The following is an 8,328-nucleotide window of genomic DNA, read 5'->3' as shown; positions in this document are numbered from 1 at the left end:
ATGCTTCACTCCGTTCACTGTTGTCCGGTAAAAAGTTTCATTGTTAAAAAAAGGATTGATTAGGAGATAAAAACAAGGATTTATGTTTTAAACCCGATGTCCAAGCCCCCCAATTTTAGTTGCCGGTCGTGAGCAGTTGCGACGGACAGCTTCTCGGGATCGTTCAGAAAGTTAAACAGATGGATATAACTCATCAGGTGCAGTCTGATAATAGAACTCAGATTAGAGAAAGCCCATTGTTTTTTTAGTTGTACCTGCACAAGTTTGATAAGCAGATCAGCGATAAAAGCGCACCATATTTGTATTTTGATTGCATTTTCATTGTCCCCCAGAAAATATTTTAGTGGGAAGTTTTGCTTTACCCGCTTAAATAGTATCTCAATAAGCCATCGTTTCTTATAAAGATCAGCAATAGCTTCAGGCGGTAGGGAGAAGTTATTGGTTAAAAACTCAAATGTTCTTTCGGTTTCTTTATCAAAGAAAGTAACCAGGCGGACTTCCAGCTGGATACCTTCTTTTTGAGTACGTGTGCCTTGCAGAAGCAGTTTGTCTTCGATGACACCATGTGCCCGACTTTGCTCGTTGAGTTCATTCAGCCAGATTACTGAATATTTGGCATCCTTTTTCTGCCGGGTAACAAAGAATACTCCCTCATTTGTCATTCTTTGATATTCCGAATAATCCACGTAGCCTTTGTCGAAGACTATAAAGGAATCTGGTTGCAGTTTGATCTCTTTAAGGAAAGGCACATCGTTAGCGCTGGCTGCCGTAAAACTGATTTTTAGCGGCACATCATCTGCCGCATTAATGAGCGTATGAACTTTGATGCCGCCTTTTCTTCTGCCGTTGGCCTTGCCTGGGCTTGGTGCCTTTAAAATTTGCTGAAATAAGGTAATCGTTGAAGAATCGGCGATAAATAGTTTAGGATCTATCTTTAACCGGCTGTCCGGTAAAAGTTGCTTGTGGCGCTGGTAAAGCTGATCGTAAATACGGGCGAATACTTCAAAGCTGCGCTGAGCGTTAGCATCGCATAAAGTACTTCTGGCCGGACATTTACCTATTCCAGTATGCTGAAGCTTATGCAGGCTTGCTTTCATGCCGCTGACTACCTCGCGACTGCTGGTACATCTGTTAAAAACGCAGTAAAGCATCGTTACCAGGTGAGTATAAGTATCGAAGTAACGATAATAGCGGTCATGATCACCCCGCCTTGCTACCGATCGAACACCATTACGGTCTATTAAACTTAATAACTGGTTCAGCACCGGCTGTCCGGTAAAAAAAGTACTTTTGCCCATGTTGAATGTTTAAGTGTGGTAACTCAAATATCAACACAAAGGGGTAGGCTTTCGGCTTACCCCTTGCTTTTTCTCTGAAAATTATTCTTTTACCGGACAACAGTGAACGCAGTGAAGCATCTATTATTCGCCATGCCTCTTTGCCCTGTACAGTCTGCGAATAGATCCTTCACTGCGTTCAGGATGACAAACCTTTTAAAACGTCATTCGCCCCTCAGAGTCCACGGATTTTACCACTTATAATGACGTATTTGCAAAAAAGCCATTTGTCATGCTGAACGCAGTGAAGCATCTATTATTCGCCATGCTTCTTCGCCCTGTACAGTCTGCGAATAGGTCCTTCACTGCGTTCAGGATGACAAACCTTTTAAAACGTCATGCCTATATTTTTAAACAGCTTCTTATAAAAGTTTTTATAATTATGTATATTACATTCAATTATAGATAGATAGCCCATCGTGTTTTAGATAATAAGCAATGTGATTTTATTGTTATGATAATTTTTTAACTCGAAATGCTCCTGTTTAAATAATTTAGATTGATGAATGAGGAATCGCGCTTTCGGGCTGTAAAACATTTTGAGAATTTAGAATTGGAAGACGGCCGGGAACTATGCAAATGGGGGCATTTACAAGAGAATTAATGCCTTGTGAATCGTATTTTTATGCAACTACACAATGGGACAGTTTATTTTTTGTTAGTGGCTGCAGCAGTATGTAGCCGTATTTATACCAAACCTTATTACTTCTATGCTACCGAATAGACCTACACCACAAAAGATACAAATACAGGAAAATACTCATCATGATCTGATGGCATTTTTTAATGCGATGGATGAGGTTTTCTTTTCTGTTGATATGATAAATATGCAGGTATTGCAGCTATCGCAGGCCTGTGAAAAACTGTATGGTTATAAAGCCGCGGATTTTATTGCCGGCAGGGAACTATGGTTTGATGTGATTTACCCCGGGGATGAACACATTGTTATTAAAGAGCAAAAAAGATTAGAACAGGGTGAACTGGCCAACAGTCAATACCGCATTATACGCAAAGATGGGGCGATATGCTGGGTGGAGAAAAAGACTATTCCTATCCTGGATGAAACAGGGCAATTAATAAGAACAGAGGGGATTATCAGGGATATTACTTCTGGTAAAGCCGAAAAGGAAACGCTTAGATTGAGCGAAGAGTTATACCGGCAGATTGTTGAAACCGCGCAGGAAGGCATCTGGACAATTGATGAAAACGAAAAAACAAACTTTGTAAACATAAAGATAGCGGATATCCTGGGTTACTCTGCCGAAGAGATGATGGGAAAAGAGCTTTATGATTTTATGGATGAAGAGGGCAAGGCATACGCCATAGCCTGCATGGAAAGGAGAAGAAATGGGGCAAAAGAGAATTTAAATATCAGGTATGTAAAAAAGAGCGGCGAGGATGTATGGGCAAACATATCGGCCAATCCAATTTTTGACAAAACGGGTAAGTACAAGGGCGCTCTTGCTATGGTAACAGATATTACCCAGAGTAAACAGGACCAGGAGGCGCTTCAAAAATCAGAAGCAAACCTCCGCGCCATTTTTGACAATACTGATATAGCTTACGTGTTGTTTGATGACGGACTCAACATTGTTTCTTTTAATAGCCTGGCGCAGAAGTATGCGGAAGAACGGAAAAGCAAGATGTTGGAGATTGGTCTGCCCATGAAAGCCTATTTCACTGCAGAAAGATGGGCTTTTATGGAGGAAATGCTTGTTAAAGTTATCCTGAACGGAAGTGCTGAATATGAAATAAGTTATCCAAAAACCGATGGTACCGTAGAATGGTACCAGATAGAATGGTTTGTTGTAAAAAACAGTGCGCACAAGCATTGTGGTTTTGTAGCGGCTAACAAGAATATTACAGGACATAAGCTTGCCGAACTTGAACGCGAAAGGATAACGGCCGATCTTATTAAGCAAAACAAAGATCTTGAGCATTTTACCTATATCATATCGCATAACCTGCGTGCGCCGGTTGCCAATATCATCGGTCTGTCGTACCTGTTTGATGAAAAAGATGGCACATTAAATGAAATGCATGAGGTACTTGAAAAAGCTTCGCAATCGGCAAAAAACATTGATGCGGTTATCCAGGATCTCAACCAGATTTTGCAGACCAGGAAGGTAGTAAATGAAAAAAAAGAAATGGTGTATTTCAGCAGCCTGGTGAATGATATTAAGGTTGATATGCAGTATATCATCGCAGACGAAAACGTTTATTTTGAATGCGCCTTTGATGAGATTGGCTCGATGTTTACTATCCGGAGTTTTCTTTACAGCGTTTTTTATAATATTATTTCAAACAGTATCAAATATCGGCGGGTTGGTATTGTGCCGATTATTCATATTGAAGGCCAGCAGCTCGAAGATAAAATCAGGCTCACTTTTAAAGATAATGGTAAGGGGATCGACCTCGCCAAGAATGCTGCCGACTTGTTTGGATTGTACAAACGTTTTGATACCACTATGGAAGGCAAGGGTATGGGCCTTTTTATGGTTAAAACACAGGTTGAAGCTTTAGGCGGCAGTATAAAATTAAAAAGTAAAATGACAGAGGGGACTGAAGTTATTTTAGAATTTCCGTTTACAAAAACGGATGTTTAAACAGGATAAATATTTATAAAATAAGATTCACGCAAAGACGCCAGGACGCAAAGAATATGGATGAAAATGAACTATCCAAAATAATCGTTGATTCAGCTTTTGAAATTCATTATCAGCTTGGTCCAGGTCTTTTGGCATTCTGTCATTTTTTATAAACAAATATTAAAAAACACACCATGAAATTAAATCACAACCGCGGCATCCGCATATTTAAAATACTGATTATTCTTATCATGACGATTTTCGTCTCAGCATTACAAGCCCAGGTCCCCGCAAGAATCCAAAACATTGTGCTTGTTCATGGCGCATTTGTAGATGGGGCCGGGTGGCAGCAGGTCTATGACATCCTCACCAAAAAAGGTTACAAGGTCAGCATTGCCCAAACTACGCTGACTACCTTTGAAGGCGATGTAGCTGCGGTAAAACGGATAATTAACCAGCAGGACGGGCCTTGCATTTTGGTAGGGCATAGCTATGGAGGTGCCGTAATAACAACGGCTGGTAATGACTCCCTGGTTCGCGGGCTGGTATATATTGCCGCACATGCGCCGGATCAAGGCGAATCTGAAGCTGGCAACGGCAAAATTTTCCTGGCTGCTTATAAATCACTGATCAAGGGAAGTGACGGCTGGGACTACATTGACCCAAAAATGTTTGCCGCTGATTTTTCAGGCGACTTGCCAAAACCCACAGCAGATTTTATGGCTAATTCTCAGACGCCTACTGCCGACCTGGTATTCCATGCCATCATTCAAAACCCGGCCTGGAAAACAAAACCTGTTTGGTATATGGTGGCAAAATCCGACAGGATTATTAACCCGGATTTAGAACGGATGTATGCCAAAAGGGCCAATAGTAAAAAAACAGTGGAAGTAGACGGAGCAAGCCATAGTGTCTATATAAGCCATCCTAAAGAGGTCGCAGACTTGATAATTTCCGCAACTTTCTTTCGCTAAAGGAGGACAGGGGGAATGTAACTATTGCTGACCTAGGGCGGTTGCTGATATCCAAGGCCAGAGTCCGTTAGTTGGTTCAGCGTTTTGGGTAGGCTGCTGGTAAATTTGCCCAAGGTAAGCAGTTATGGAAATATGGGTAAATTGGCTATTCTAATGCTGACATTTGTTTTCTGCATTGTTTCGTGATCGAACTCCGAAGCAATTTTTTCAATATTGCTTCAATTGACCTTTAATTTTTGTAGGTTAAGTGAATCTTTATTTTTTCGTCAATTGAAAATAATGGCGATAAATATTTTTTTGATAATAGCGACATAGGTTAAAATACCTATGCCGCCTTAACTTACTTTTGATAAAGGATAATATAGTAATACCTTATTCATATAATCCATAAGAAATAAATATCTTATTAATATTGCTCATTTAGCCTTATATTAACGCCTCCAATTAATTAAACTATCCTGTATGGGAAAACCCTTACTTACGCATAAATTATACCTGTATATAAGGTGCATTGTTATATATAGTGTGCTAACTATTACCGCCACATCATCCTGCCTGGCCCAGGCTAATTCAGTAAAGGGGTTGTTTGAGCGGCTTAATACAGCAAAACACGATACCGACAGGGTAAATACCTACTACGCTATTTCCAGGCAATACTGGGGTAAAAATGCCGACAGCGCTCTTTTAATGGCGCAAAAATCGCTTGATCTGGCACAAAAAATTCATTTTGAAAAAGGGATCGCGCTGGCATATGTGTCGAAAGGGGTAGCCCTGGGATACAAGGGAAAATGGCCCGAAGCGCTGGAATGCCATTTTCAATGTTTGCGCATCAGCGAAAAATTGGGGATGGAAGGGTTAAGCGGGAATGAATATAATAATATTAGCGGCATGTACATCAGTATGGGGGATTATCCCAAAGCGCTTTATTATAACCGCTTAGCTTATAAAATAGCCCTGAAGCAAAATGATCCCACGCATCAGGGTGTAGTTAGCCTGCTGATAAACTTAGGCGAAATATTTAAGAAAAAAGGGCAGCCTGATTCGGCCATAGCTTATAATAACCAGGCGCTGATCATAGCTAAAAAAGGAAAAGATCTCGCCAACACAGCTATTGCATTATACAACATTGGCGAAAACTATGTCACCAAAAAAAATTACAGGCTGGCACAGGTTTATTTTTACAAATCGCTTGATATTGCACAAAAAACCGGTGATGATGAAGGTGTTGCTTATTGCCATACTGGTTTGGCCCTTACTTGCTATTATACAGGTAAATACAAGGCCGGTATGCTGTATGCGCAAAAAGGGCTGGAAGAGAGCAAAAAATCGGGTATTGTTGAACTTATTGCAACTGCCTACAACGTGCTGTACCTAACCAATCAAAAAGAAGGCAGTTATAAGAAAGCACTATACTACCGGAACCTTGAAGTTGCCTTAACCGACAGCCTGAAAACCGCGGAAAAAGAAAAAGTTATCAGGACTATCCAATCAAGCTATGAGCTGGAACAAAAGCAAATTCAAATTAACCTGCTGAATAAGGATAAGATAATAGGGCAGAAGAAACTGGAGGAAGTAAAATTGAGGCGGGATATACTAACCGGGAGCGCTATATTTTTGCTGGTGCTTGCTTTCATCCTGTTCAGAAACTACACACAAAAAAGAAAGCTTAGTGAACAACTGGCCTTGCAAAACAAAGATATATCGGCACAAAACCTGCAGCTGGAAGAGTTGGTACACGTAAAGGACAGGTTGTTTTCTATTATTGGGCACGATTTGCGGGGGCCTATCCATACCATCAGCCATATGATGGATATGATAAAGGAGGATGACCTATCGGAAGAAGAAAGTAAGTATTGGATTGAGAAAGTAGCTGATACCCTTAAAATAACAGCGCATTTGGTTGAAAACCTGCTGTACTGGGCAAAAAGCCAGATGGATGGTATCGAGGCTAAGCCCGCCGGCTTTAATGTGCAAAAGGTAATTGAACAAAATGTAACCCTGTTGAAAGAACGGGCTGCCGAAAAGAAAGTGTTGGTAACAGGTGTGGAGCTCACCAGGTCTGAAACTGTTTTTGGAGACGAAACGATGATTGATATCGTGATCAGGAATTTAGTGGAGAATGCTGTGAAATTTTCAGAAGCGGGTAACACCGTTACCATAGCTGCCGAAAAAAAGGATTCGATTATCGTTATAACTGTAAAAGACAACGGGAAAGGCATCCCGGAGGAAGCCCAGGCAAAAATATTTGATAAATTTTCGTCCTATACAACTTTTGGTACAGCCAGCGAAAAAGGAAGCGGGCTCGGTCTGTTATTGTGTAAAGAGCTGGTAGAAAAAAACAATGGTACTATATGGTTTGAAAGTAAGGCAGGCATCGGCAGCTCGTTTTATTTTAGCATACCTTCGTTGAATAATAATTGAAAGATTACCTGATGGCCTATTTATTTAAAACCTTATTTTAACACTATACAAATCAATCATGAAAAAACTAATCCTAACCTTATCCTTAGCTCTAACCTGTTTAATAGCTTCGGCGCAATCATTTGAAGGCAAAATAGTTTACAGCAATGCCATTAAAAGTAAAATACCCAATGTAAGCGACGCCCAGTTTACCACCATGATGGGCAATACCCTAAACTATTACATAAAAGGCGGCGATTATAAGTCGGAAATGAATGGCACCATGATGCAATGGCAATTGTACGTTAACGCAGATAACAAGCTTTACAGCAAAATGAGTAACTCCGAAGCCGTGCTCTGGAATGATGGTGCAGTTAATGCCGATGAGGTGATTAGTACCGAACTGCACAAAGCCGTCATTGATATCCTGGGCTATAAATGCGATGAACTGGTGCTAACCTGCAAAAGCGGCGTACAGAAATATTATTTCACGTCTGGGGTACCGGTTGATAGTAAATTATATATTAACCACCAATTTGGTAACTGGTATACTGTGCTGTCAAAAACAAATGCCATCCCCCTAAAAATGACTATCGACAATGCCCAGTTCTATATTGAAAGTACGGCAACCGAAATAAAACCCGGTAAACTGGATGCCGCTATGTTTGCTTTACCGGCCGGTGCGGCATTGCAAAAAAGTCCTTTTTGATATAGGTATCTGAAGGGTTCATCCGGGGTGTCATCTTAGAAGCTGTTTAAATTTGATTTATTAAATGTTTTTAGACCTCTAATGAAGCATATATCCCCCCGTCATTGCGAGATTCTGTGTTGATATGCAAGTAATCCTTATGATTTATTTTATATTTGATTTTTAAGGCGGCTTTTATGTTAGCCTGTTTAGGGCAGCCCTTAGGGGTTGCTCTAATTATTTATRCACGCTTCTTGTAATTCTTGTTTCTCCTGTTGTTGATTTTGTAAGTATTCCGCCTGGTATGGTTTCTTAGTTTTGTATATTGTATAGGCCATTTC

5 protein-coding genes are annotated in these 8,328 nt (G+C 40.5%); 4 read left to right on the top strand and 1 reads right to left on the bottom strand.

Going from position 1 to position 8,328, the window contains the following annotated elements:
• Positions 1–80 precede the first annotated feature (80 nt).
• Complete coding sequence (locus AC1DQW_RS26930; RefSeq protein WP_477456882.1) at positions 81–1,298, bottom strand: IS4 family transposase; 1,218 nt, start codon at positions 1,296–1,298, stop codon at positions 81–83.
• Between the two features lie 749 nt (positions 1,299–2,047).
• Here AC1DQW_RS26930 and AC1DQW_RS26925 point away from each other — a divergent pair.
• The 4 genes from AC1DQW_RS26925 to AC1DQW_RS26910 all read left to right on the top strand — a co-directional run bounded on the left by AC1DQW_RS26925 (position 2,048) and on the right by AC1DQW_RS26910 (position 8,008).
• Complete coding sequence (locus AC1DQW_RS26925) at positions 2,048–3,943, top strand: PAS domain-containing sensor histidine kinase (protein ID WP_477456881.1); 1,896 nt, start codon at positions 2,048–2,050, stop codon at positions 3,941–3,943.
• Between the two features lie 176 nt (positions 3,944–4,119).
• A complete protein-coding gene (locus AC1DQW_RS26920; protein WP_477456880.1) occupies positions 4,120–4,899 on the top strand; it encodes an alpha/beta hydrolase in 780 nt (259 codons plus the stop codon).
• A gap of 462 nt (positions 4,900–5,361) precedes the next feature.
• Complete coding sequence (locus tag AC1DQW_RS26915) at positions 5,362–7,320, top strand: tetratricopeptide repeat-containing sensor histidine kinase (protein ID WP_477456879.1); 1,959 nt, start codon at positions 5,362–5,364, stop codon at positions 7,318–7,320.
• Between the two features lie 58 nt (positions 7,321–7,378).
• Positions 7,379–8,008 (top strand): hypothetical protein, encoded by a 630-nt coding sequence (locus AC1DQW_RS26910; RefSeq protein ID WP_477456878.1) that lies wholly within the window; start codon positions 7,379–7,381, stop codon positions 8,006–8,008.
• Positions 8,009–8,328: the final 320 nt, after the last annotated feature.

This window comes from Mucilaginibacter sp. P5_A4, assembly GCF_056400605.1.
Note: the sequence above shows the minus strand (reverse complement) of the source record. Positions and strands in the feature narration are given on the sequence as shown.